23 protein-coding genes and 1 riboswitch are annotated in these 23381 nt (G+C 71.5%); of the genes, 12 read left to right on the top strand and 11 right to left on the bottom strand.

From position 1 onward, the window contains the following. Positions 1-282 precede the first annotated feature (282 nt). The gene (locus IE136_RS01695) at positions 283-912 is read left to right on the top strand and encodes a DUF4126 domain-containing protein (RefSeq protein ID WP_158986524.1); all 630 of its coding nucleotides are present in this window, start codon (positions 283-285) and stop codon (positions 910-912) included. Between the two features lie 10 nt (positions 913-922). After that, on the top strand, positions 923-2353 hold the full coding sequence (locus tag IE136_RS01690; protein ID WP_189599209.1) for a phytoene desaturase family protein: 1431 nt from the start codon (positions 923-925) through the stop codon (positions 2351-2353). A gap of 20 nt (positions 2354-2373) precedes the next feature. Here the strand turns inward: IE136_RS01690 and IE136_RS01685 are convergent, their stop codons facing one another. The 6 genes from IE136_RS01685 to IE136_RS01660 form a co-directional block, all read right to left on the bottom strand. Further along, positions 2374-3159 carry a hypothetical protein gene (locus tag IE136_RS01685; protein WP_158986526.1) on the bottom strand — a complete coding sequence of 262 codons (786 nt, stop codon included), beginning with the start codon at positions 3157-3159 and terminating at the stop codon, positions 2374-2376. Between the two features lie 51 nt (positions 3160-3210). Continuing rightward, positions 3211-4128, bottom strand: coding sequence for a methylenetetrahydrofolate reductase [NAD(P)H] (metF, locus tag IE136_RS01680; RefSeq protein WP_158986528.1), 918 nt, complete (start codon positions 4126-4128; stop codon positions 3211-3213). Positions 4129-4241: 113 nt separating this feature from the next. Next, positions 4242-4892 (bottom strand): thiamine phosphate synthase, encoded by a 651-nt coding sequence (thiE, locus tag IE136_RS01675; protein WP_189599208.1) that lies wholly within the window; start codon positions 4890-4892, stop codon positions 4242-4244. An 88-nt stretch (positions 4893-4980) separates the two neighbouring features. Then, positions 4981-5346: an Rv2175c family DNA-binding protein gene (locus IE136_RS01670; protein ID WP_158986532.1), complete on the bottom strand. Its 366-nt coding sequence runs from the start codon at positions 5344-5346 to the stop codon at positions 4981-4983. Between the two features lie 44 nt (positions 5347-5390). Next, a complete protein-coding gene (locus tag IE136_RS01665; protein ID WP_158986534.1) occupies positions 5391-6605 on the bottom strand; it encodes an NAD(P)/FAD-dependent oxidoreductase in 1215 nt (404 codons plus the stop codon). A 28-nt stretch (positions 6606-6633) separates the two neighbouring features. After that, on the bottom strand, positions 6634-6990 hold the full coding sequence (locus tag IE136_RS01660; RefSeq protein WP_158986536.1) for an avidin-fold protein: 357 nt from the start codon (positions 6988-6990) through the stop codon (positions 6634-6636). Positions 6991-7047: 57 nt separating this feature from the next. Then, positions 7048-7160, top strand: a riboswitch (TPP riboswitch). Between IE136_RS01660 and thiO the strand changes: the two genes are divergently transcribed. The 6 genes from thiO to IE136_RS01630 all read left to right on the top strand — a co-directional run bounded on the left by thiO (position 7158) and on the right by IE136_RS01630 (position 12909). Next, positions 7158-8321 (top strand): glycine oxidase ThiO, encoded by a 1164-nt coding sequence (thiO, locus tag IE136_RS01655; RefSeq protein ID WP_158986538.1) that lies wholly within the window; start codon positions 7158-7160, stop codon positions 8319-8321. It overlaps the preceding riboswitch by 3 nt. Further along, positions 8318-8518, top strand: coding sequence for a sulfur carrier protein ThiS (gene thiS / locus IE136_RS01650; protein ID WP_158986540.1), 201 nt, complete (start codon positions 8318-8320; stop codon positions 8516-8518). Before thiO ends, thiS begins: the two co-directional genes overlap by 4 nt. Before the next feature lie 5 nt (positions 8519-8523). Next, the gene (locus tag IE136_RS01645) at positions 8524-9318 is read left to right on the top strand and encodes a thiazole synthase (RefSeq protein ID WP_189599207.1); all 795 of its coding nucleotides are present in this window, start codon (positions 8524-8526) and stop codon (positions 9316-9318) included. A 140-nt stretch (positions 9319-9458) separates the two neighbouring features. After that, positions 9459-11372, top strand: a complete 1914-nt coding sequence (gene pknB / locus IE136_RS01640; protein WP_189599206.1) for a Stk1 family PASTA domain-containing Ser/Thr kinase — start codon at positions 9459-9461, stop codon at positions 11370-11372. A gap of 6 nt (positions 11373-11378) precedes the next feature. After that, positions 11379-12230, top strand: a complete 852-nt coding sequence (locus tag IE136_RS01635; protein ID WP_189599205.1) for a deoxyribonuclease IV — start codon at positions 11379-11381, stop codon at positions 12228-12230. Between the two features lie 79 nt (positions 12231-12309). Further along, the gene (locus IE136_RS01630) at positions 12310-12909 is read left to right on the top strand and encodes a DUF4396 domain-containing protein (RefSeq protein WP_189599204.1); all 600 of its coding nucleotides are present in this window, start codon (positions 12310-12312) and stop codon (positions 12907-12909) included. Positions 12910-12923: 14 nt separating this feature from the next. Here the strand turns inward: IE136_RS01630 and IE136_RS01625 are convergent, their stop codons facing one another. Continuing rightward, complete coding sequence (locus IE136_RS01625) at positions 12924-13556, bottom strand: sulfite oxidase-like oxidoreductase (RefSeq protein ID WP_158986548.1); 633 nt, start codon at positions 13554-13556, stop codon at positions 12924-12926. Between the two features lie 176 nt (positions 13557-13732). Between IE136_RS01625 and bfr the strand changes: the two genes are divergently transcribed. Beyond that, positions 13733-14209: a bacterioferritin gene (gene bfr, locus IE136_RS01620; RefSeq protein ID WP_158986550.1), complete on the top strand. Its 477-nt coding sequence runs from the start codon at positions 13733-13735 to the stop codon at positions 14207-14209. Positions 14210-14242: 33 nt separating this feature from the next. On the opposite strand, the gene IE136_RS01615 is transcribed toward bfr, so the two are convergent. Further along, entirely contained in the window at positions 14243-14503 is a 261-nt protein-coding gene (locus tag IE136_RS01615) for a (2Fe-2S)-binding protein (RefSeq protein WP_158986552.1), read from the bottom strand. Between the two features lie 138 nt (positions 14504-14641). Further along, positions 14642-15991 (bottom strand): class II 3-deoxy-7-phosphoheptulonate synthase, encoded by a 1350-nt coding sequence (locus IE136_RS01610; protein WP_158986554.1) that lies wholly within the window; start codon positions 15989-15991, stop codon positions 14642-14644. 163 nt (positions 15992-16154) lie between these two features. Between IE136_RS01610 and IE136_RS01605 the strand changes: the two genes are divergently transcribed. The 3 genes from IE136_RS01605 to IE136_RS01595 all read left to right on the top strand — a co-directional run bounded on the left by IE136_RS01605 (position 16155) and on the right by IE136_RS01595 (position 21121). Beyond that, positions 16155-18935 carry an N-acetylmuramoyl-L-alanine amidase gene (locus tag IE136_RS01605; protein ID WP_189599203.1) on the top strand — a complete coding sequence of 927 codons (2781 nt, stop codon included), beginning with the start codon at positions 16155-16157 and terminating at the stop codon, positions 18933-18935. A 98-nt stretch (positions 18936-19033) separates the two neighbouring features. Then, positions 19034-19102, top strand: coding sequence for a trp operon leader peptide (locus IE136_RS36660; protein ID WP_158994179.1), 69 nt, complete (start codon positions 19034-19036; stop codon positions 19100-19102). A 96-nt stretch (positions 19103-19198) separates the two neighbouring features. Continuing rightward, entirely contained in the window at positions 19199-21121 is a 1923-nt protein-coding gene (locus IE136_RS01595; RefSeq protein WP_158986557.1) for an anthranilate synthase family protein, read from the top strand. Positions 21122-21163: 42 nt separating this feature from the next. Here the strand turns inward: IE136_RS01595 and IE136_RS01590 are convergent, their stop codons facing one another. Both IE136_RS01590 and IE136_RS01585 read right to left on the bottom strand, forming a co-directional pair. Continuing rightward, positions 21164-22186: a 2-hydroxyacid dehydrogenase gene (locus IE136_RS01590; RefSeq protein ID WP_158986559.1), complete on the bottom strand. Its 1023-nt coding sequence runs from the start codon at positions 22184-22186 to the stop codon at positions 21164-21166. Positions 22187-22319: 133 nt separating this feature from the next. Continuing rightward, positions 22320-23348 carry a 6-phosphofructokinase gene (locus IE136_RS01585; RefSeq protein ID WP_189599202.1) on the bottom strand — a complete coding sequence of 343 codons (1029 nt, stop codon included), beginning with the start codon at positions 23346-23348 and terminating at the stop codon, positions 22320-22322. Positions 23349-23381: the final 33 nt, after the last annotated feature.

Here is a 23381-nt window from a genome sequence, read left to right as displayed (position 1 = left end):
CCCCCGAGCCCCGCCGTCCGGCGTTTCCGCACCCCCGTGACACCCCCCCGTGTCCCCGTGCGGTCCCCCGTCGCACCCCCGTGCCGGCAGGTGCACGACCCCGTTTCCGCCGCCCCGTGTCGGCGGGTGCGGAGCCGTGCCCCTTCCGTGGTCTCCACTCTTCCCTCTGCGCAGGTCAAAGCCCATCCGCGTACCTACTCATCTCTTCCCCTAGGTACGGATACTCAGCGTTCCGTAGCAAGGCCCACGCGCGCGTGGCCCCGGCTGGCTACGATCGCGTCCGTGTCCGTACTCCCCCTGGTCTTCACCAGCGGCTGGGCGAGCGGGATCAACGCGTACGCGGTGGTCCTGCTGTTCGGCGTCTTCGGCGCGACCGGTCTCACCGACGAGGTGCCCGAGTCGCTGCAGCGCACCGACGTCCTGATCGCCGCCGGGGTGCTGTTCCTCTGCGAGGCGGTGGCGGACAAGATCCCCTACGTCGACTCCGTCTGGGACGCCGTCCACACGGTGGTACGGCCGGTCTCCGGGGCCGTGGTCGGCGCCCTGCTCGCCGGGGAGTCCGGTTCCCTGCCGGAGCTCGCGGCGGGCGCGGTCGGCGGCTCGACCGCGCTGCTGAGCCACTTGGTCAAGGCCGGGACGCGGATGGCGATCAACACCTCGCCGGAGCCGTTCTCCAACGTCGCCATGAGCATGGCGGAGGACCTCGGAGTGGCCGGGATCGTCACCTTCGCGATATTCAACCCCGAGGCGGCGGCGGTCGTCGCGGCGGTGCTCCTCGCGCTGGGCCTGGTGATACTGGGCTTCCTCGCCCACCGCATCCGCCGCTTCCTTCGGCGCAGGGCCCAGCGGCGCGAGGAGAGACGGATGGCCTCCGCCGAGGTGGCCGAAGGGCCCCGGAGACCCGGCGGATAAAGTCCCTGACATGGGACGGATCGTGGTGATCGGCGCCGGGATGGGCGCCATGGCGGCGGCCGCCCGGCTGGCCGTGGCGGGCCACCGGGTGACGGTGTACGAGCGCACGGAGACGTACGGCGGCGCGGTACGGCGGTTCGAACGGGACGGGTTCGGCTTCGACACCGGACCGGGACTGCTGCACCTGCCCGCCGTCTACCGCGATCTGTTCGTCAAGACGGGCAAGGAGCCGCTGGAGGACCGCGTCGAGCTGACGCAGGTCGACCCGGCGAGCCGGCACGTCTTCTCCGACGGTACGAGGGTCGACCTGCCGAACGCCTCGCGCGCCGGCACGCTCTCCGCCCTGGACACGGCCCTCGGCGCCGGCGCGGGCGAACGCTGGGGCGACTTCATGGTCCGGGCCCGCGAGGCGTGGGACCGCACCCGGCGCCCGCTCCTGGAGGAGCCACAGCCGGAGGACACCTCGGTGTTCGGCCGCGAGCCGTACCCGGCCCTGAAGGCGGGGTTCCTGCGGCGCCCGACGACCACGCTGGGCGGGATCGGGGCGCGCGAGCTGCGCGACGCCCGGCTCACCGAACTCCTCGACTCCTACGCCTGGTCCTACGGCTTCGACCCGGCGACCGCCCCCGCCTCGGCCGCCGTGCTGCCCTACATGGAGCAGACCTTCGGCACCTGGTACGTCGGCGGAGGCATCCGGGCGCTCGCGGACGCGGTCCACGAGCGGTGTCTGAAGCGGCGGGTGGAGTTCGTCTTCGACGCGGCCGTCGTCGAGGTGCTGGAGAAGGACGGCCGGGCGACGGGAGTCCGGCTGGCGGACGGCGAGACGGTCGAGGCGGACCATGTGGTCGCGGGAGCGCCCCCGCAGGCGCTCTCCCGGGACGGGGTCGTCGCCGGACAGCGGGACGACCGGGCGCGGCCGCTTCCCGTCGGCACGGGCCGGGTGACGCTCTGTCTGGCCCTGCGCGGGGCCCGGGAGTCGGGCGCCGTGCACCGTACGGTCGTCCATGGCGCCGAAGGGCGGCCCACCGTGACCGTCCTGCGGCCCGACGATCCGGCGCTGCGGCCCGACGACGGCCACGAGTCGGTGACGGTCACCGCGACGGTGGCCACCGACCGGGCGCCGGAGTGGCGGGCCGTCGCCGAGACGATGCTGGCGGCGGCCGGGTCCGCCGTCCCGGGGCTGCGGGAGCGGCTCCTCTGGCAGGTACTCCGCACCCCGGAGGACACCCTGCGGGAGACCGGCGTCCGCGAGGTGCCCGGCCCGGCACTCGCCGGTGGCGCCGGCGCGTTTCTGCCCGCGGCCAACCGGTCCCCGCTCCAGGGCCTGTACCGGGCCGGCGGCTGGTCACATCCCGGCGGCGGCCTCGCCCACGCCGGCATGTCGGGTGCCCTCGTGGCCGGGCTGATCGTCGAGGGCGCCGACTTCCGCGGTTCGCGGTAGGGAGCGTCGGGCAGGGGCCGTCAGTACCGGTACTGCTGCTCGTTGCCGTATCCGTAGTACTCCTGGCCCGGCTGCTGCGGCGGTTCGGCCGGCTGCTCGGCGTCCCGCTGCTGGGGCACCCACACGCCGCCGGGCGGGGTGTCGTACGTGTACGAGGGGGCGTACGGGTCGGCGTAGGGCTGCCGGCCGCCGGTGCCGTAGTCGTACGAGGTGTACTGCTGGCCGTCGGTGCCGGGACCGATGTACGGGTCGGAGTAGGCCGCGTACTGCTGTTGCCCGGTGCCGTAGTCGTAGGCCGGCTGCTCGTACCCCGGCGTGTAGCCGTCGTAGCCGCCGTACGCCGGCTGCGCCTCGGGCTGGGCCGGGGAGTGGGCGTACGAGGTGTCGTAGACGGCGTACTGGCCGGTCTCGTCGGGCATCGGCTCCGGCTCGTAGACCGCCGTGGTCTCGGCGGCCGAGGGGTCCGCCGGCTCGTAGGAGAGGTCGGTGACCTCGAGCGTGGGGCCGGCCTCGGCCGGTGCGGTGGACCTGCGGCGCCGGCTCGCGCCCGGGTTCCCGCCGATCGCCCAGCCGGTGGAGAAGCCGCGGCGGAAGGAGAGGGTCACGTAGGTCTGGCCGACGGCGAAGGCGATGGCGCCCGCGATGATCACGGCGACCGAGGGCAGCAGAACGCCGACGACCACCCCCAGGAAGCCGCAGAAGGCGAGCACGCGCCAGCGCAGCCTCGCCTTGTACTGCAGGAGCACCTCACCCAACAGCCACAACGCGACGACACCGAACGCGATGTAGAGGACCGTCCACCCCATGCCCGCCCCTCTCCTACGGCCACCGCCGCGGGTCTGGGGCGGGTACGCCGGTCACGACTGCACGTGCAGTCCGAGATTCTCGTAGATCTCCAGCGTCGCGGTGGAGTTGTTCAGCGTGATGAAGTGCAGTCCGGGGACACCCTCGGAGAGCAGACGCGCGCAGAACTCCGTCGCGAACTCGATGCCAATGGAGCGTACAGCGGCCGGATCGTCCTTGACGGCGAGGATGCGTTCTTTCACGTCGGCCGGGAAGAGGGCGTTGCTGAGCTGGGGCAGCCGGTCGAGGGTCTTCACGTTCACAACGGGCATGACTTCGGGGATGATCGGCGTCTCGCAGCCGGCCTTCACCACGCTGTCGCGCATCCGGAGATAGTTCTCCGGATCGAAGAACATCTGGGTGATGGCGTAGTCGGCGCCGGCACGGCACTTGTCCACGAAGTGACGGATGTCCGTGGCCCAGTCGGTGGAGCGCGGGTGCATCTCGGGGAAGGCCGCGACACCCACGCAGAAGTCGCCGGACTCCTTGATCAGCCTGACCAGATCGGCGGCGTAGCGGACGCCCTCGGGGTGCTCGATCCACTCTCCCAGCGGGTCGCCGGGCGGGTCGCCGCGCAGTGCGAGCATGTTCCGGATGCCTGCGTCGGCGTACTGGCCCAGGACGTTGCGCAGTTCGGCGACGGAGTGGTCGACCGCGGTGAGGTGCGCGACCGGGGTGAGGGTGGTGTCACCGGCGATCTTCTGGGTGGCCTTGACGGTCCCGCCCCGGGTGGATCCACCGGCTCCGTAGGTCACCGAGACGAAGCTCGGGCCGACCGCCTCGACCCTGCGCAGGGCGTTCCAGAGGCTGCGCTCGCCCTTCTCGGTCCGGGGCGCGAAGAACTCGAAGGAGTACGAGGGCTTGCCGGACGCGAGGATGTCGCGGACCGTGCGCGCACGGTCCGAGCGGGTGGAAGCGGTGCCAAGAGCCATACGGGCAGGTTAGACGTGGGCCATCGGCGGAAGAAGCGGCGTCCGAGTAATGGACAACTTTTTGGACACCCCTCGCAGGTGCCCCGGCGGAAGGTCCGGCACCCGCTTGCCTGCTACGCCGAGCGCTCGCGGACCCGCTTGGCCAGCCGGGCCGTGGCCGCCGCCGGGTCGTCGGCCTCGGTGATCGCCCGGACGACGACGATCCGGCGCGCGCCCGCGTCCAGGACCTCGTCGAGGGTGGTCTCGTCGATCCCGCCGATGGCGAACCAGGGGCGGTCCTGGGCTAGCCCGGCCGTGTACCGGACGAGGTCGGGCCCGGGTGCGTACCGGCCGGGCTTGGTCGGGGTGGGCCAGCAGGGTCCGGTGCAGAAGTAGTCCACGCCGGGCTCGGCGACGGCCGCGTCGACCTCGGACTCGCCGTGGCAGGAACGGCCGATCAGCACCCGGTCGCCGAGGATCGCGCGGGCGGCGGGCACGGGCAGGTCGCCCTGGCCCAGGTGCAGGACGTCGGAGCCGATCGCGTGGGCGACGTCGGCCCGGTCGTTCACCGCGAGCAGCTTCCCGTGCCGACGGCAGGCCTCGGCGAGGAGGGCGAGGTGCTCCAGCTCCTCACCGGCCTCCATGCCCTTGTCGCGCAGCTGCACGATGTCCACACCGGAGGAGAGCACGGCGTCGAGGAAGGCGGGCAGGTCGCCCTGCCGCTTGCGGGCGTCCGTGCAGAGGTAGAGCCGGGCGTCGGCGAGCTGCTCGCGAGGCGTGGACATGGGTGGTTCCCCCCGTCGGTGCGGTGGCGCCCGTGGGGCCGGGCGGGCCCGGCCCCACGGAAGCCTCCTCTGTGGTGTCTTCGGTACGTCAGACGGCGAGCGCCTGGGCGCGGCGCTTCACCTCCGTGCCGCGATTCTCGCTGAGGGCCTGCGCGGGCGTGCCCGGCAGGGTCGGGTCGGGAGTGAAGAGCCACTCCAGCATTTCTTCGTCGGTGAAGCCGTCGTCCTTCAGGAGCGTCAGGGTCCCGGAGAGGCCCTTGACGACCTTGTCGCCGTCGATGAAGGCGGCGGGCACCTGAAGCGCCTTGTTCTCACCGCGGCGCACGGCGATGAGCTGGCCCTCCTTGACCAGCTGCCGCACACGCGTCACCTCGACATCGAGCATTTCCGCGATGTCGGGGAGGTAGAGCCAGGCGGGGACGAGAGCATCGATTCTTGCGTCAATCTCGGTCACGTGGACAAGCCTGCCATCCCGGACCGACAGCCGGAAGTCGAGCCCTACTGGACGGCCGCCTTCAGGGGTACGGACGGGTCGGCGGCCCGCTCGCGGGCGAGGGGGGCGCCGGACTCGATGAGCTTGCGGCCCTGGGCCAGGTCGCGGGGGCGACCGACGGCGAGCAGGGCGACCAGGAGCCCGTCGCGCAGCCAGAGCACGGACCAGGACGGGCCCGCCGGATCGCCGCGCCGGACCAGCTCGGCGGCGCCCGTGTGGTGGCCGGCGTACTGCACGAACCGGCCGAACTGCTCGGACCAGAAGTACGGCACCGGGTCGTAGACCTGCGGGGTCTCGCCGATGATGTCGGCCGCGACGGTGCGCGGGCCCTGGAGGGCGTTGTCCCAGTGGTGGACCAGGAGCCGCTCGCCGTAGCGGGCGGAGGGGAAGGAGGCGCAGTCGCCGACGGCGTACACGTCGGGCAGGGAGGTGCGCAGCCGCTCGTCGGCGGTGACGGAGCCGCCCGCGTCGAGGGCGATGCCGGAGCCGGCGAGCCAGCCGGTGGCGGGGCGGGCGCCGATGCCGACGACGACGGCATCGGCGGGCAGCTCCCGGCCGTCGGCCAGGACGACCCGGCCGGGTTCGACGTGCGCCACGCGCGCGTGGGTGAGGAGTGCGGCGCCGCTCTCCTCGTACCACTGGGCCATCGGGGCGGCGACGTCCGCGGGCAGCGCGCCGGCGAGCGGCCGGTCGGCGGCCTCCACGACGGTGACCGCGCACCCCGCCTCGCGCGCCGCGGTGGCGAACTCGGCGCCGATCCAGCCGGCGCCGACCACCACGATGTCGTGGCGCCGCTCCAGGACGGGCTTGAGGCGGGCGGCGTCGTCGAGCGTGCGCAGCAGGTGGACGCCCGGGACGCCCTCGGTGCCGGGCAGGGTGACGGGCTCGGCGCCGGTGGCGACGACCAGGGTGTCGTAGGGGACGGGCCCGGCCTCCGTGTCGACCTCGTGGGCGTCGGCACGCAGGCCGGTCACCTCGACGCCGAGGCGCAGTTCGATGGAGAGCGCCTCGAAGTCGACGTCGAAGGCGGAGTCCTCGGCCTTGCCGAGGAGCACCGCCTTGGAGAGCGGGGGACGGTCGTAGGGCTGGTGCGGTTCGGCTCCGACGAGGGTGACCGGGCCGGTGAATCCCTGTTCGCGCAGGGCGACGGCGGTCTGTACCCCCGCCATCCCGGCGCCAACGATCACGACCCGCTGCTGTGCCTGCTTCTGCTCGCTCACCCGATCACCTTACGCATCTGACGGAACGTCAGGAAGGCAGCTGCTCGACCACGCTGGTCCCGGAACCCTCCTGGGACTCCCATGCCCAGCTCTCCTCCAGGCGAACGCGACCGTCCGGAAGCTCCACCACCGTGGAGACACAATGCCCGGAAGAGGTGGATCCGTCGTGCTTCAACTGGACGTACCGGAAGTCGAGCCGGTCCCCCGCGCGCGTGCCGACGAGATGGCCCCGGACCACGTCGCCGCCCGCGTACTCGGCCCAGATCCGGCCGTCCTCCTCGTGGTACGTGAACCGGGTCCGGGTCCCGACCTGGCCGGGGGCCTGGTCGGCGACCGGGGAGAGGACGAGACCGTCCAGGGACCGGTGGGATCGGGGCGTGGACACCACTGCGGAGGCTCCCTTACTGGGTGTCGGCGACGGGGGATAGTCTGACGGCCAACGTAGAGCACACGCGGGAGCCCGGACGGACCGGGCTGAGAGGGAGGCTGGCCGGCCTCCGACCGTACGAACCTGATCCGGGTCATGCCGGCGAAGGGAGGGGCTGGACGCCCATGTCGCGTACATCCGACGTCCTCGTCATCGGGGGCGGAATCATCGGCCTGGTCACGGCCTGGCGGGCGGCTCAGCGGGGTCTGCGGACCGCGGTCGTCGACCCGGAGCCCGGGGGCGGGGCCGCCCGGGTGGCGGCGGGCATGCTCGCCGCCGTCACCGAGCTCCACTACGGCGAGGAGACCCTCCTGGGTCTCAACCTCTCCTCGGCGCGCCGCTATCCGGCCTTCGTCGCCGAACTCCAGGAGGCCACCGGACAGGACGTGGGCTACCGCGCCTGCGGCACCCTCGCCGTCGCGCTCGACGCCGACGACCGGGCACACCTGCGCGAGCTGCACGCCCTGCAGACCCGCTGCGGCCTGGAGTCGGAGTGGCTCAACGGGCGCGAGTGCCGCCGGCTCGAGCCGATGCTGGCACCGGGAGTGCGCGGCGGACTGCGGGTCGACGGCGACCACCAGGTCGATCCGCGCCGGCTCGCCGCCGCGCTGGTCACCGCCTGCGAGCGGGCCGGGGTGGTCTTCCACCGCGGTGTCGCGGACCGCCTCACGGTGGTGCGCGGCCGGTCCGCAGGCGTGGTGTTCGCCGACGGCCGCGAGGAGGCGGCGGACCAGGTGGTGCTGGCCGCCGGCAGCCTCAGCGGCCGGCTCGGCGGCGTACCGGAGGACGTCCTGCCGCCCGTAAGGCCGGTCAAGGGGCAGGTACTGCGGCTGACGGTGCCGCCCGCGTACGCGCCGTTCCTCTCCCGGACGGTCCGGGCCGTCGTGCGCGGCAGCCAGGTCTATCTGGTGCCGCGCGAGAACGGCGAGCTGGTCGTCGGCGCCACCAGCGAGGAGCTGGGCTGGGACACCACCGTCACGGCGGGCGGGGTGTACGAACTGCTGCGCGACGCCCACGAGCTGGTGCCGGGCATCACCGAGCTGCCGCTCACCGAGACCCGGGCGGGTCTGCGCCCCGCCTCGCCGGACAACGCGCCGCTGCTGGGCCCGACCGGGCTGCCGGGGCTCCACCTGGCCACCGGCCACTACCGCAACGGCGTGCTGCTCACCCCCGTCACCGGCGACGTGCTCGCGGACCTCCTCGTCACCGGTGTGCTGCCGGAGGAGGCCCGCCCCTTCGCCCCCCGCCGCTTCTCCCCCGCTCACGTACGTCAGGAGCAGCCCGCATGAACGTCTCCGTCAACGGCGAGGCGCGCGTCCTCGCCGCCCCCACGACCCTCGACGCCCTCGTCGCCACCCTCTCCGCCGCGCCGTCGGGCGTGGCCGCGGCCGTCAACGAGACCGTCGTGCCGCGCAGCCAGTGGTCCGAGACCGTCCTCGGCGAGGGAGACCGGATCGAGGTCCTCACCGCGGTGCAGGGGGGCTGAGCGCGATGTCCGACGACACGTTCCTCCTCGGCGGTACGGACTTCTCCTCGCGCCTGATCATGGGCACCGGCGGGGCTCCCAGCCTGGACGTCCTCGAACGCTCGCTGATCGCCAGCGGTACGGAGCTGACGACCGTCGCGATGCGGCGCCTGGACCCGACGGTGCAGGGCTCGGTCCTCTCCGTCCTGGACCGGCTCGGCATCCGGGTCCTGCCCAACACGGCGGGCTGCTTCACGGCGGGCGAGGCAGTACTGACGGCGCGCCTCGCCCGCGAGGCGCTCGGCACGGAGTGGATCAAACTGGAGGTCGTCGCCGACGAGCGGACCCTGCTGCCGGACGGGGCGGAGCTGCTCGACGCGGCGGAGACGCTGGTGGACGACGGTTTCACGGTCCTGCCGTACACCAACGACGACCCGGTCCTGGCGAGGAAGCTGGAGGACGTCGGGTGCGCGGCGATCATGCCGCTCGGCTCCCCGATCGGCTCCGGGCTCGGGATCCGCAACCCGCACAACTTCCAGCTGATCGTCGAGCGGGCGGGGGTTCCGGTGATCCTCGACGCGGGGGCCGGGACGGCGTCGGACGCGGCGCTCGCGATGGAGCTGGGGTGCGCGGCGGTGATGCTGGCGTCGGCGGTGACCCGGGCGCAGGAGCCGGTGCTGATGGCGCAGGGCATGCGGCACGCGGTGGAGGCGGGCCGGCTGGCGTGGCGGGCGGGCCGGATCCCGCGCCGCCACTTCGCGGAGGCCTCCTCCCCGGTCGAGGGCCGCGCCACCCTGGACCCGGAGCGTCCGGCGTTCTGAGCCCGCGTCCCGCCGGCCGGCGCGCTCGGCCATGCTCCGGCCGGCGCGCCGGGCCTGTGCGCCATGCCGTGCGTCACAGGTGTGCTGCGGTACAAGCGGGTGAGGCGGGGGTGTCCTGACCGGCTCGTAGACTCGACGCCGTGGATACGACCCTCCAGGACCCCCTCGTCGGGCAGCTGCTCGACGGCCGCTACCGCGTCGACGCGCGCATCGCCGTCGGCGGGATGGCCACGGTCTACCGGGCCGTCGACACCCGGCTCGACCGGGTGCTCGCGCTCAAGGTGATGCATCCGGCGCTCGCGACCGACGTCGCGTTCGTCGAGCGGTTCATCCGCGAGGCCAAGTCCGTCGCCCGGCTCTCGCACCCCAACGTCGTCGGCGTCTTCGACCAGGGAGCGGACGGCGCGTACGTCTATCTCGCGATGGAGTACGTCGCCGGGTGCACCCTGCGGGACGTGCTGCGCGAGCGCGGCGCCCTGCGGCCCCGGGCGGCGCTTGACATCCTGGAGCCGGTCCTCGCCGCGCTCGGCGCCGCCCACCGCGCCGGGTTCGTGCACCGGGACATGAAGCCGGAGAACGTCCTGATAGGGGACGACGGCCGGGTCAAGGTCGCCGACTTCGGTCTCGTGCGCGCCGTCGGATCGGCGACGAACACCACCGGCTCCGTCCTCGGCACCGTGTCGTACCTCGCCCCCGAGCAGATCGAGCACGGCACCGCCGACACCCGCGCCGACGTGTACGCCTGCGGTGTCGTCCTGTACGAGATGCTCACCGGCGGCAAGCCGCACGGCGGGGAGACGCCCGCGCAGATCCTCTACCGGCATCTGAACACCGACGTCCCGGCCCCCTCCGCCGCCGTTCCCGGGCTCGCGCCGGAGCTGGACGAGCTGGTGGCGAGCGCCACCGCCCGCAACCCCGACGTCCGCCCGCACGACGCCGTCGCGCTGCTCGCCCTGACCCGGGAGACCCGCGCCGCGCTCGGGGACGAGCAGCTGGACGCCGTACCGCCGCGGGCGCACGCCCCGGGAGAGGAGCGCGACGCGTCCGAGGACCGGACCAGCGTCATCCCGCGGGCGCCGCTGCCCACCGAGGACCGTCAGATCCAGCACACCAGCCGGCTCACCATGCCCCCGCCCGAACCGCGCGCGGCGCGCCGGCCGGGGTCCCGCCCGCGCGGCCCGCTGCTCGTGATCGCCGCCGTGCTGCTCGCCCTGGGGCTCGGCGCCGGTGTCTGGTACATCAATTCCGGCCAGTTCACCCGCGTCCCCGCGGTCCTCGGCCAGAGCGAGGCGCAGGCGACGAAGCGGATCACCGACGCCGGCCTCGATGTCGGCGCCACGAAGCGCGCCTTCAGCGATGTCTACGAACGCGGCACGGTCATGGCCATCGCCCCCGCCTCCGGAGAGCGGATCCGTGGCAACGGCACGGTCACGCTCACCATCTCCCGCGGCCCGCAGATCGTGAAGGTCCCGAACCTCAAGGGGAAGCCGCTCGCGGAGGCCAGGAAGCTCCTGGAACGGGAGGGCCTGGCACCCGGTGTGATCACGTCCGCCTTCAGCGAGGACATCGCCCAGGGAGCCGTCGTCTCCTCCGACCCCGAGCCCGGCACCGAGCGCAGCCCGGACTCGGCCGTCGCCCTGGTCGTCAGCAAGGGCGTCCCGATCGACGTCCCGGACGTGGCCGGCGAGTCGGTGGCGGGCGCCACCCGCACGCTCCAGGACGCCGGGCTCACCGTGCGGGTCGCCCCCGAGCGCGTCCACTCCCCCGAGGAGACCGGCACGGTCGCCGCCCAGTCCCTCGCGGAGGGCAGCCGCGCGGCCGAGGGCGATACGATCACCCTCACCGTGTCCAAGGGCCCGCGGATGATCGAGGTGCCCGACGTCGTCGGCGAGAAGGCCGACGACGCGCGTTCCGCCCTGGAGGACGCGGGCTTCGACGTGAAGGTCGAGAAGACCTTCCCCTTCCTCGGTGACACGGTCTCGGGCCAGTCCGTCGAGGGCGGCTCCACCGCCCCCGAAGGCTCCACCATCACCCTCACGATCAAGGGACTGTAAGCACTCATGCGCAACCCCGTCGGCGGCCATGTCCCCGTGGCCGGCGGCCTCGCCACGACCGGTCTCGCCTACGCCCGCGAGCTGGGCGCGGAGGCCGTGCAGGTCTTCGTCGCCAATCCGCGCGGCTGGGCCACCCCGGTCGGCAGTCCGGCGCAGGACGAACTGTTCCGCGCCGCGTGCGAGGCGGAGTCCTTGTCCGCCTGGGTCCACGCCCCGTACCTGATCAACTTCGGCTCGCACACCGAGGCCACCGTCGAGAGGTCGGTGGAGTCGCTGCGCCATTCGCTCCGGCGCGGCCGGGAGATCGGCGCCCGGGGCGTCGTGGTGCACACCGGCTCGGCGACCGGCGGCCGCCCCCGCGAGGAGGCGCTGACGCAGGTACGGGAGCGGATGCTGCCGCTGCTCGACGAGCTGACCCACGCGGACGACCCGTTCCTGCTGCTGGAGTCGACGGCCGGACAGGGCTTCTCGCTCTGCTCGCGCGCCGAGGACTTCGGCCCGTACTTCGACGCGCTCGACCGCCACCCGAAGCTCGGCATATGTCTCGACACGTGCCACATCTTCGCCGCGGGCCACGATCTGGCCGCGCCCCGCGGGATGGCGGGAACGCTCGACGAGCTGGTGGCGACCGTGGGCGAGGGGCGGCTGAAGCTGATCCACGCCAACGACTCCAAGGACGTCGTCGGCGCGCACAAGGACCGGCACGCGAACATCGGGGCCGGCCACATCGGCGAGGAGCCGTTCCGCGAGCTGATGCGTCACCCGGAGACGGACGGGGTACCGCTGGTCATCGAGACTCCGGGCGGGAAGGAAGGTCACACGGCGGACGTGGAGCGGCTGAAGAAGCTCAGAGGCTGAGATCCGCGTTGAGGAATACCCCTGGGGGGTATACGGTTTCCTGTGAGGCAGGAACCGCTACCGGACGTTGGGGGCTCTCATGCAGCACGAGGCACACGCACACCACCAGCACTCCGACCACATCGCCCACGGCGGCCACGAGGCGCATGCGGGGCACGGCGGCCATGACGGGCACACCATCGCCCACGGCGGCCACGAGGCGCATGCGGGGCACGGCGGCCATGACGGGCACACCCCTGGCAAGGCCAGCTGGGCCATGGCCGCGAAGGCGACGCTGCACTGCCTCACCGGATGCGCCATCGGCGAGGTCCTCGGCATGGTCATCGGCACATCGCTCGGCTGGGGCAACGCCCCGACGATGGTGCTCGCCATCGTCCTGGCCTTCTTCTTCGGCTACTCGCTGACCTTCTGGGCGGTCGTCCGCGCCGGCCTGACCCTGAAGGCGGCCGTCGGGGTCGCGCTCGCCGCCGACACCCTCTCCATCACGGTGATGGAGGTCGTCGACAACGGGGTCCTGCTGCTGGTGCCGGGGGCCATGGACGCGCACCTCACGGACGCGCTCTTCTGGGGCGCCCTCGCCTTCGCCTTCCTCGTCGCCTTCGTGATCACCACACCGGTCAACAAGTGGATGATCGGCCGCGGCAAGGGCCACGCGGTGGTCCACCAGTACCACCACTGAGCCGGGCGGGACGGTCAGAGCTCCGGGCCGTCCCCCGGCTCCTCCTGGTAGGAGTAGCGCTGCTCCGTCCACGGATCGCCGATGTTGTGATAGCCGCGCTCCTCCCAGAAGCCGCGGCGATCGGCGGTCATGTACTCCACGCCCCGGACCCACTTCGGCCCCTTCCAGGCGTACAGATGGGGGACGATGAGGCGGAGCGGGAAGCCGTGCTCGGCGGTGAGCAGCTCACCGTCCTTGTGGGTGGCGAAGATCGTGCGCTCCGAGGCGAAGTCGGAGAGCCGCATGTTGGCGCTGAAGCCGTACTCGGCCCACACCATCACGTGCGTGACATGGGCGGCCGGCGGGGCCAGCTCCAGGATCGTCCGGGCGGGTACCCCACCCCATTCGGCCCCGAGCATGCTGAACTTCGTGACGCAGTGCAGATCGGCCACGACCGTGGAGAACGGCAGGGCCGAGAACTCCTCGTGGTTCCAGCACCGCTTGTCGCCGTCCGCCGTCGCCCCGAAGACCCTGAACTCCCAGCGGTCGGGCTTGAACTTGGGGACGGGGCCGTAATGGGTGACCGGCCAGCCGCGCTGCAGCCGCTGTCCCGGCGGAAGATCCGACTGTCCTGCTTCCCGGCGTGCTCCGCTCTCCGGCTGACCCATGTCATCCATGGTGACAGACGGCGAGGGGTGGTCATGACCAGGCAACCTCCCACCCCTGCCGGATTCGGGGCAAGTCCCACTAAGCCTGCACTTACTGGACGACCCCCATCCGTGGTGCGAGGATGCGGCCATCCTGCCCAGTCACGGCGTAGACATACGTGGAAGGAGCCTCTGCGATGCAGGGCGACCCCGAGGTCCTCGAGTTCCTCAACGAGCAGCTGACCGGCGAGCTGACGGCCATCAACCAGTACTGGCTGCACTACCGCATCCAGGACAACAAGGGTTGGTCCAAGCTCGCCAAGTACACCCGCGAAGAGTCCATCGACGAGATGAAGCACGCGGACAAGCTCACCGAGCGCATCCTGATGCTGGACGGCCTGCCCAATTACCAGCGGCTCTTCCACGTACGGGTCGGCCAGACGATCACCGAGATGTTCCAGGCGGACCGCCAGGTGGAGGTCGAGGCGATCGACCGCCTCAAGCGCGGGATCGAGGTCATGCGCGCCAAGGGCGACATCACCTCGGCCAACCTCTTCGAGGAGATCCTCGCCGACGAGGAGCACCACATCGACTACCTCGACACCCAGCTGGAACTGATCGAGAACCTCGGTGAGGCGCTCTACATCTCGACGCTGATCGAGCAGCCCAGCTAGGGAAGCGGGACGGCTTCCGGGCGGGCCTAGGCCCTAGGCGGCTTCGGAGAGCCGTTCGTCAGGAGCGGCGGCGAGCTCGGCCGTCAGGGCCGGCACGCCCTGGTCCAGAAGCTCCCGCCGAGGGCAGTTGCCGCGCCCGAGGATGGCCTGGATGCGCCGCACGCACGAACCGCAGTCCGTGCCGGCCTTGCATGCCGAGGCGATCTGGCGGGGCGTGCACGCACCCGCGTCCGCGTGGTCCTTGACCTGCTTCTCCGTGACACCGAAGCATGAGCAGACGTACACGCGGTTCACCTCCCGCCGAGATCGATAAGGCTAACCTAACCTTACCCGGCGAGCGTGGCGCCCAAAAGCCCTGGACATGACGGTGGGGCGCGGATCACATCGATCCGCGCCCCACTGTCGTAGGAAGCCACCTACTGATCGCGTCGGCTAGTCGCGGTAGAGCTCCGCCACCAGGAAGGCGAGGTCCAGCGACTGGCTGCGGTTGAGCCGCGGGTCGCAGGCCGTCTCGTAGCGCTGGTGCAGGTCGTCGACGAAGATCTCGTCGCCGCCGCCCACGCACTCCGTGACGTCGTCACCGGTGAGTTCGACGTGGATACCGCCCGGGTGGGTGCCCAGGGCCTTGTGGACCTCGAAGAAGCCCTTGACCTCGTCGAGCACGTCGTCGAAGCGGCGGGTCTTGTGGCCGGAGGCCGCCTCGAAGGTGTTGCCGTGCATCGGGTCGGTCACCCAGGCGACGGTCGCGCCGGAGGCGGTGACCTTCTCGACCAGCTCCGGGAGCTTGTCCCGGACCTTGTCGGCGCCCATGCGGACGATGAAGGTCAGCCGGCCGGGCTCACGGTCCGGGTCCAGGCGGTCGACGTACGTCAGGGCCTCGTCGACGGTGGTCGTCGGGCCGAGCTTGATGCCGATCGGGTTGCGGATCTTCGACGCGAACTCGATGTGCGCGCCGTCGAGCTGCCGGGTGCGCTCACCGATCCAGACCATGTGGCCGGAGGTGTCGTACAGCTCGCCGGTGCGCGAGTCGGTACGGGTGAGGGCTCCCTCGTAGTCGAGCAGCAGTGCCTCGTGCGAGGCGTAGAACTCGACCGCGCGGAACTCGGCCGGGTCGGTGCCACAGGCCTTCATGAAGTTCAGCGCGTTGTCGATCTCGCGCGCCAGCTGTTCGTAGCGCTGACCCGAGGGGGACGACTTCACGAAGTCCTGGTTCCAGGCGTGCACCTGGCGCAGGTCGGCGTAGCCGCCGGTGGTGAAGGCGCGCACCAGGTTGAGCGTGGAGGCGGAGGCGTTGTACATCCGCTTCAGGCGCTCGGGGTCCGGGATGCGGGCCTTCTCGTTGAAGTCGAAGCCGTTGACCGAGTCGCCTCGGTACGTCGGCAGGGTCACGCCGTCACGGGTCTCGGTCCCCTTGGAGCGGGGCTTGGAGTACTGCCCGGCGATGCGGCCGACCTTGACGACGGGCACGGAGGCCGCGTACGTCAGGACGGCGCTCATCTGGAGCAGCGTCTTGAGCTTGGCCCGGATGTGGTCGGCGGACACGGCGTCGAAGGCCTCGGCGCAGTCGCCGCCCTGGAGCAGGAACGCCTCGCCCCGGGCGACGGCTCCCATGCGGGCGCGCAGCTGATCGCACTCGCCCGCGAAGACGAGCGGCGGATACGACTCGAGGTCCGCGATCACATCGCGCAGAGCCTCGGCATCGGGGTACTCGGGCTGCTGCGCCGCGGGAAGGTCTCGCCAGGTGTTGCCACCGGTAGCGGTGGTCTTAGCGTTCACGGTCACAACCACCACATTACGGGGTCGGGCGACCTGTCCAGAGCGGCGCCCAATGGCTGAGACGCACGCCCGGAATGTCCGCTGGCGATGTTCACACCATCGTGTGGTGTTACCCTCACGCGCGCTTTAAACGTCACAGACGAACAAAAACGAATCAGCAGGGGTGGGCGTGAGTCAAGGGCACCGCAGGGATCGCAAGAAACGACGGCTGCTTTACGGGGCGGCGGCGGCCGTCGTCGCCACCGCCACGATCGGCACCATCGCGGTGGCGTCGCCCGGTGTACTGGGATCCGAGGACGGCAAGAACGGCGGAAACGCTTCTCTCCAGTCGCAGTTCGCGGAGGCGGCGCGGGAGTTCGACGTACCGCAGAGCGTGCTGATGGCGGTCTCGTACCGGCAGACGCGGTGGGAGTCGCACGACGGCGAGCCGAGCGTCACAGGCGCGTACAACGTCATGGGTCTGACGGACGTCGACCCCGGGGACGTCGAGGTGCACGAGGACAAGGAGCGCCTCGCTCACCTCAACGCCAGCGGCAAGGAGGAGATCGAGAAGACCTTCGACGCGGCCAAGGCGCTGCGCGACCTGCCCAAGGAGACCGTCGACACCGACGACCCGCGACTGCACACCCTGGACAAGGCCGCCGAGCTGATCGACGGCTCCGCGGACTCCCTGAAGAACGACACCGCGGAGAGCATCCGCGCCGGCGCGGCGCTGCTCGCCGAGTACCAGAAGCAGGCCACGGGCAGCCTGCCGGACGAGGCCGGTGCCTGGTACCCGGCCGTCGCGCGCTACAGCCAGGCACCGGACAAGAAGGGCGCCGACCTCTTCGCGAAGCGTGTCTTCGAGTCGATCAAGACGGGCGAGCGGGAGCTCACCACCGACGGCGAGCAGGTCGTCCTGCCGGCGGACCCGACGGTGGAACCGGTCAAGCCGTCGAACGTGCCGCTGGCCGCCACCTTCGCCGCCACGACCGCGACGCCGACGCCCGAGTGCCCGTCCAGTCTGACCTGCAACTACATCCCGGCCGAGGTCCCGAGCACCGGGCAGCGCAATTACACGCTCGCCCCTCGTCCCGCCGGCGGCGTCGACATCCGCCAGATCGTCATCCACGACACCGAGGGCAGCTACGCCGGCACCATCGCCACCTTCCAGAGCGCGACGGCCAAGGGCAGCGCGCACTACCTGATCCGCGCCTCGGACGGTCTGGTCACCCAGATGGTCGAGAACAAGAACATCGCGTGGCACGCGGGCAACTGGACCACGAACTCGCACGCCATCGGCGTGGAGCACGAGGGCTACGCCATCAAGTCGGGCAGCTGGTACACCGAGCCGCAGTACGAGTCCTCCGCGGCCCTGGTGAAGTTCCTGGCGGCCAAGTACGGCATCCCGCTGGACCGCGAGCACATCATCGGCCACGACGAGGTGTCGGGATACAGCGACTCCAAGGTCGCCGGCATGCACTGGGACGCGGGCCCGTTCTGGGACTGGAACCACTACATGTCGCTGATGGGCGCTCCGACCGGCGCCGAAGGCGCGGGCGGTCTGCTTCAGGCGGGTCAGCTGGTCCGTGTCGTGCCTCCGTTCACCACGGCGAACCAGCCCACGATCACGTACGGCGGCAACACCGTCGCCAAGCAGCCGGCGAACTTCGGCTACCTGTACACCACCGCGTCGACCGCGACGCCCATCAAGGACCCGTACATCCCCAACGTGCTGTGGAGTGACGGTCCGAACTGGGGCAACAAGGTCCGCGCGGGCGGTACCTACGTCGTCGCCGAGGCCCGGACCAACTGGACGGCGATCTGGTACGGCGGACAGAAGGCCTGGTTCTACAACCCCGGCGGCCAGTACACGGCACCGGTCACCGTCTCCCCGACCATGGTCAAGGCCAAGGCCGGAGTGACGGTCAAGGTCTACGGACGCTCCTTCCCGGAAACCTCCGCCTACACCGCGGCCGGTCAGACCCCGCCGTCGGACGCGGGCGCCTACCTCACGAAGTACAAGATCCCCGCAGGCCAGGGGTACGTGAAGGCCGGCCCCGCCGTGGCGGGCGACGACTGGTTCGGAAGCAGCCAGAAGAACGTCGTCGGCAACGACCTGTACATACCGATCCGGTACAACCACCGCATGGCGTGGGTGAAGGCCTCCGAGGTCGACGAGGTCGCCGGGGCGGCTCCCGTCACCGCCACCAACCGCTACAACCTCATCGCCCGTGACTCCTCCGGCGTCCTCTGGCAGTACCAGGGCACCGGCACGGCGTCCGCGCCCTTCCTGAACCGCTACCGGATCGGCAGTGGATGGAACGCGTACAACCTCGTCACGCCGCTGACCGCCCTCCGGGCCGACGGCACCGGTGACGTCATCGCCCGGGAACCCTCCGGTGCGCTCTGGTACTACTCGGCCAGCGGCAACCCCTCCGCGCCCTTCAAGGCGCGGGTGAAGGCCGGCACCGGGTGGGGCGTCTTCAACCAGATCGTCGGCGTGCGGGACCAGACCGGCGACGGCAAGCCCGATGTGATCGGGCGCGAGCCGTCCGGTGTGCTCTGGCTGTACCCCGGCACCGGCAACCCGAGCGCCCCGCTCGGGCCGCGCCTGCAGGTCGGCACCGGCTGGCAGACGTACAACATGATCATCAGCACCGGTGACCTCACCGGTGACGGCAAGCCCGACCTCATGGGCCGCGACACGGCCGGCGCGCTCTGGCTGTACAACGGCACCGGCGTCGCGGCCAAGCCGTTCGGCCCGCGGGTCAAGATCGGCACGGGCTGGCAGACGTACAACACGATCCTCGGCCCGAGCGACCTCAACCGTGACGGCCGGGTGGACGTGATCGCGCGCGACGGCTCCGGTGCGCTCTGGCTGTACACGGGCAGTGGCAACGCCACCGCTCCGTTCCCGCCGCGCATCCAGGTCGGCAGCGGCTGGCAGATCTACAACATGATCTTCTGATCCGCTGACCCTCCGCTGTGCCTCTCGGGGCCCGGCTCGCACCGTCCACGGTGTGAACCGGGCCCCGTTCGCGTGTCCCGCTGGGTTAGAGTGCGGGCATGTTCGCGCACCTGACCCAGCTTTCGACCCAGAACTGGTGGTGGACCGCTCATCCGGCGGCCCACTGACTGCGCGTACACCGAACACGCGAAGGCCGCCCGAGGGGCGGCCTTTCTCGTACCCGGGGCCGTTCCTCTCCCTCCCGGAAGGAACGACGCAACCACATGGACCTCTCCCGTCTCCTGGACGACTCCTGCCCGCCTTTCGCCCTGCTCCGCAGACGCACTCCGGGCCGGGACCACGACACCGTCGAGGTGCTGATCGGCTCGGTCCACGAGGCCGAGCGGCTCGCCGGTCTGCCCGTCGGCGCGCTGCCGACCCTCGCCCTCGTGCCCTTCCGGCAGATCCGCGAGCGCGGCTTCGACGTCCGCGACGACGGCACCCCGCTCTCCGTCCTGGTCGCCGAGGAGACGTACGAGCTGCCGCTCGCCTCCGCGATGGAGCAGCTGCCCACCCATGACGTACGGGTGGAGGGGCGCGGGTTCGACGTGTCCGACGAGGCGTACGCCGAGACCGTGCGGCGCGTCGTCGACGAGGAGATCGGCTCGGGCGAGGGCGCCAACTTCGTCATCCGCCGCACCTACAGGGGCGAGATCCCGGGTTTCGGGCGCGCCGACGCGCTGGCGCTGTTCCGGCGGCTGCTCGCCGGCGAGCGGGGGGCGTACTGGACCTTCGTCGTCCACACCGGGGACCGCACGCTCGTGGGGGCGAGCCCCGAGGTGCACGTCCGGATGTCCGGGGGGACGGTCGTGATGAACCCGATCAGCGGGACGTACCGCTACCCGGCCGGCGCCGCGCCGACCCCCGAGGACCTGCTGGCCTTCCTCGCCGACCGCAAGGAGACGGAGGAGCTCTCCATGGTGGTCGACGAGGAGCTCAAGATGATGTGCACGGTCGGCGACATGGGCGGCGTGGTGATCGGGCCGCGGCTCAAGGAGATGGCGCACCTCGCGCACACCGAGTACGAGCTGCGCGGCCGTTCGTCCCTGGACGTGCGGGAGGTGCTGCGGGAGACGATGTTCGCGGCGACGGTCACCGGCTCACCCGTGCAGAACGCGTGCCGGGTCATCGAGCGCCACGAGACCGGCGGCCGGGGGTACTACGCGGGGGCGCTGGCGCTGATCGGCCGGGACGAGAACGGCGCCCAGACGCTGGATTCCCCCATCCTGATCCGGACCGCCGACATCTCGGCGGAGGGACACCTGCGGGTGCCGGTCGGCGCGACCCTCGTCCGCCGTTCCGATCCGGCCGGCGAGGTCGCCGAGACCCACGCCAAGGCGGCGGGGATCCTCGCGGCGCTCGGCGTACGCCCCGGGCGGCCGCGCGACGAGTCGCCCCGCGCGCCACGCCTGGCCGACGACCCGCGGGTGCGGGCGGCGCTGGACGCCCGGCGGGCCGGCCTGGCGCCGTTCTGGCTGAAGATGCAGGTCCGGTCGGCGGAGCTGACCGGACACGCCCTGGTGATCGACGCGGAGGACACTTTCACGGCGATGCTCGCGCACCTGCTGCGCTCCTCGGGTCTGGAGGTGTCGGTCGTCCGTTACGACGAGCCGGGCTTGCGGGAGTTCGCGCTCGGCCACGACGGCCCGGTGGTGCTCGGTCCGGGACCGGGCGATCCGGGGGACGCGGCCGACCCGAAGATGCGTTTCCTGCGCGGGCTCACCGCCGACCTGGTGCGCGGCCACCGGCACGGCCCCACCCGTCGCCCGACCACCGCCCCTCATCGAGGTCCCATGGGCCGCCCCCGCCTTCTGGGCGTCTGTCTGGGCCACGAGCTGATCGCGGCCGAACTCGGCCTGGAGATCGTCCGCAAGCGGACTCCGTTCCAGGGGGCGCAAGTGCGGATCGATCTCTTCGGGCAGCCGCAGACCGTCGGTTTCTACAACAGCTTCACGGCCCGCTGTGACGACCGGGCGGCCACCGAGCTGGCGCTCCACCGGATCGAGGTGAGCCGGGACGCGGAGACGGGCGAGGTCCACGCGCTGCGCGGGCCGGGCTTCGCAGGCGTCCAGTTCCACCCCGAGTCGGTGCTGACGATGGACGGGGCGGCGCTGACGGCGTCCCTGCTCGCGGGGGTGCTGGTCTAGGCCGTGTCCGTGAAGTCCCGCCCGGCCCGCGGGCAGACGGCGCTACTTTCCGGACACGACCCAGGAGGTGGGTGCCATCGGGACGAGGACGTTCTCGCTGCGCCGCCCGGCGACGTAGTCGAGGACGTTCTGGACGGTGGTCGCGACGATCTGGCCGACCGCGTCGACGGTGTAGTACGCCTGGTGCGAGGTGACCACGACGTTCGGGAAGGTCACCAGGCGGGCGAGGGTGTCGTCCTCGACGACCTCCAGGGACTTGTCGAGGAAGAAGAGCCCGGCCTCCGCCTCGTACACGTCGAGTCCCACCCCGGCGAACCGGCCGGCGCGCAGTTCGCGGACCAGCGCCTCGGTGTCGACGAGGCCCCCGCGGCTGGTGTTCACCAGGATGGCGTCGTCCTTCATCGCCTTGAGGGCGGCGGCGTCGATGAGCCGGCGGGTGGCCGGGAGCAGTGGTACGTGCAGGCTGATCAGGTCGGACTCGGCGAAGAGCCGCTCCTTGTCGACGTACTCCATGCCGAGTCCGGCGCAAGCCGGGTTCTCGGCGACGTCCCAGCCGAGGAGGTGCATGCCGAAGCCGTGGGCGATCCGGGTGAACGCCTCGCCGATCTTCCCGGTGCCGAGGACGCCGACGGTGCGGCCGTGCAGGTCGCGGCCCATCAGTCCGTCGAGCCGGAAGTCGAAGTCGCGCGTCCGGTTGGAGGCGCGGACGATCCGCCGGTTCACGGCCGTCGCCAGGGTCCAGGCGAACTCGGCGACGGAGTACGGGGAGTAGTACGAGACCCGGGCGACGGTGAGGCCCAGCCGTGCGGCGACGTCGAGGTCGATGTTGTTGAAGCCCGTGGAGCGCTGGGCGATCAGCTTCGTGCCGCCCGCGGCGAGGGTCTGCAGGACGCGGGCGCCGAGGTCGGCGTTGACGCTGGTGGACACGGCCTCGTAGCCGATGGCGATGGGGGCCGTGTCCTCGGTGAGGAAGACGTCCAGGCAGCGGACGTCGTGGTGGCCGTGGAAACCCTTCTCGATCAGCGGCTTCTCGTCCGCCTGCACACCGAACGCCAGGATGTCCACGGGGCCCCTCCGGAGGTTGCCGGATTTGTCTGGTACCCGGCGAATATACGGCCCCCGGAGGGGGTGCGCGTGGCATGCCGGCCACGGCCCGGCCGGCGGCCGGATCCGGTCGGTGACCCGGCCCGACCCGGCCTCAGCCGAAGAAGACGCCGATCTCCGCGTAGAGCGCCGGATCGACCGTCTTGAGGCGGGCGGTCGCCTCGGAGATCGGCACGCGGACGATGTCCGTGCCCCGCAGGGCGACCATCTTCCCGAAGTCGCCGTCACGGACGGCTTCGACGGCGTGCAGACCGAAGCGGGTGGCGAGCCAGCGGTCGAACGCACTGGGTGTTCCGCCGCGCTGCACATGACCGAGGACAGTGGTGCGGGCCTCCTTGCCGGTCCGCCGCTCGATCTCCTTGGCGAGCCACTCCCCCACGCCCGAAAGCCGGACGTGCCCGTACGAGTCGAGGGTGCCGTCCTTGAGCACCATCCCCCCGTCCCGGGGCATCGCGCCCTCGGCGACGACCACTATCGGGGCGTACGTGGCCTTGAAGCGCGAGGTGACCCAGGCGCAGACCTGGTCGAGGTCGAAGCGCTGCTCGGGGATGAGGATGACGTTCGCGCCGCCGGCGAGCCCGGAGTGGAGGGCGATCCAGCCGGCATGACGCCCCATCACCTCGACCACCAGAACGCGCATATGGGACTCGGCGGTGGTGTGGAGGCGGTCGATGGCCTCGGTGGCGATGCCGACGGCGGTGTCGAAGCCGAAGGTGTAGTCGGTGCCGGAGAGGTCGTTGTCGATCGTCTTGGGGACCCCGACACAGGGGACTCCGTACTCGTCGACGAGCCGGGCGGCGACCCCGAGGGTGTCCTCGCCGCCGATCGCGATCAGGGCGTCGATCTCGCTCTTGGCGAGGTTCTCCTTGATCCGGCGGATACCGTTGTCCTCGGCCAGCGGGTTGGTGCGGGAGGAGCCGAGGATGGTTCCGCCGCGCGGCAGGATGCCGCGGACGGCGGGGATGTCGAGCCGTACCGTGCGGCCTTCCAGGGGACCGCGCCAGCCGTCGCGGAACCCGGTGAACTCGTAGCCGTACTCCTGGACGCCCTTGCGGACGATGCCGCGGATGACCGCGTTGAGACCGGGGCAGTCGCCTCCCCCGGTCAGTACGCCGACGTGCATGGAGGTCTCCTTCGCCGTGGCGGACGGTGTGTA

The organism is Streptomyces lateritius, assembly GCF_014649715.1.
GTDB classification, from domain to species: Bacteria; Actinomycetota; Actinomycetes; order Streptomycetales; family Streptomycetaceae; genus Streptomyces; species Streptomyces lateritius.
Note: the sequence above shows the minus strand (reverse complement) of the source record. Positions and strands in the feature narration are given on the sequence as shown.